Origin of the sequence: Halarsenatibacter silvermanii, from assembly GCF_900103135.1 — a bacterium.
GTDB lineage: Bacteria > Bacillota > Halanaerobiia > Halanaerobiales > Halarsenatibacteraceae > Halarsenatibacter > Halarsenatibacter silvermanii.
Genome location: NZ_FNGO01000065.1, coordinates 1 through 1846, shown reverse-complemented (window position 1 = coordinate 1846; position 1846 = coordinate 1). Strand labels below are relative to the sequence as shown.

Annotated in this window: 1 protein-coding gene; it reads left to right on the top strand. The window is 37.1% G+C overall.

Going from position 1 to position 1846, the window contains the following annotated elements; translation table 11 throughout:
* On the top strand, positions 1–1846 hold a 1846-nt coding region (locus tag BLT15_RS13010), incomplete at both ends, for a sensor domain-containing diguanylate cyclase (protein ID WP_143423114.1).

Sequence of the window (1846 nt, the reverse complement as noted above, 5' to 3'; positions counted from 1 at the left end):
CTCAATATTTAGAGCTTTTTAGCTATCCCATGATTGAAGAAGATACAGGAGAAGTTACAGGTATAGTAGAATTTGTCAGAGATATCACTGACAGACTAGAAGCAGAAAGAGAATTAAAGGAGGAAAAACAAAGATTCCAGGCCCTGGCTGAGACCAGTCCTTTTGCCCTTTTTGTATACAGAGAAAAGTTTCAATATGTCAATTCTACTCTGGCAGATTTGACTGGTTATACACGGGGAGAGCTTTTGGATATGAATTTTTGGGAGATAGTGGCACCTGAACATCGAGAAATGGTAAAAGAAAGGGGACTTGCTCGCCTTAAGGGACAATCGCCCCCTGGCATGTACGAATTTAAACTTCAAAAAAAGAATGGAGAAGAGCTCTGGATTCTGTTTTCTGGTGTGCAGATTAATTATCAGGGAGAAAAAGCCGCTATAGGTACTGCTATCGATATATCTGACCGCATAGAAGCAGAAAAGCAGATAAAGCAGATTAAAGAAGAGCAGGAAATTTTACTTGAAAATACAGATGTACAGGTATGGTATCTGAAGGACATTGAAACTTATGGGAGGGTAAATCAGGCGCATGCTGACTTTTTAGGCAAGAATAAAAAGGAGCTGGAAAATAAAACTTTATGGGAAATAATGTCTACGAAAAAAGAAGCTGAAGTTTGCATTGAAGGAAATCGAGAAGTTTTTGACGAAAAAAGGCAGATTGAAACCGAGGAAAGAGTAACCAATGGTGAAGGAGAGGAAAGAATACTTTCTATAACCAAAACCCCCAAAATGAATAAAAAGGGCGAAGTTGAATTTGTAGTTTGTTCGGCCCAGGATATAACTTCTGAATATAGATTGAAACAACAATTAAAACAAAGCAGAGATTACCTAAAATCAATTGTTCATACTGTTCCTGATATAATTATGCTTTATGATAAAAAAGGTAATTATCTGGATATATGGACTTCAGAAATTGAGGATTTGGTTGCTTCTAAAGAAGAACTTATCGGTAAAAATATTGAAGAATTTTTGCCCGAAGGCGTAACAGCCAAACATAAAAAATATTTAACAAAAGCCATTGAGGAAGAAGAAAAACAAAGATTTGAATACGAGTTGATAATTAATGGTAATAAAAAATGTTTTGAAGCCCAGCTGATTGCTCTTGATAATGATAATAATAAACAGGAGATACTGGCTGTCAGTCGCAATATTACCAGAAGAAAAAGAGCAAAAGAAAAATTAAAATATATGAGCTATCATGATAACCTGACAGATTTATATAACCGCCATTTTATGGAAACAGAGATGGAACGTCTGAACACCAAAAGACAGCATCCTATAAGCTTAATATATTGTGATATCAACGGGCTCAAGATAGTCAACGATACTTACGGACACGAGGTAGGAGATGAACTTTTGATAAAAACCGCTGAAATTCTACAAAAAGTTACCAGAGATGAAGATTTGGTGGCGCGCTGGGCTGGCGATGAATTTGTCATCTTATTGCCCCAGGCAGATAGGGAAACAGCTGAAGAAGTGATAGAAAGAATTGAAAGTGCATGTAAAGGAGCAGAATTTAAAGATATACCGATTACTTTAGGTATTGGCAGTGCAGCTAAAAAGAAAGAGGAGACCTCCTTCGAAACTGTTTTAAATAAAGCCGATGAAAGGATGTACAAGGATAAATTGATGAAATCTCAAAGCGCAGAAAACAAGCTGGTAAAAAATATGCTGGCAACTCTGGAAGCTAAAAGCGCAGAGACAAGAGAGCATTCGATGAGAATGACCGAGCTTGCTCACAAACTGGGAAATGAGGCTGGCTTAAACAGTGAGCAAGTTAATGACCTCAC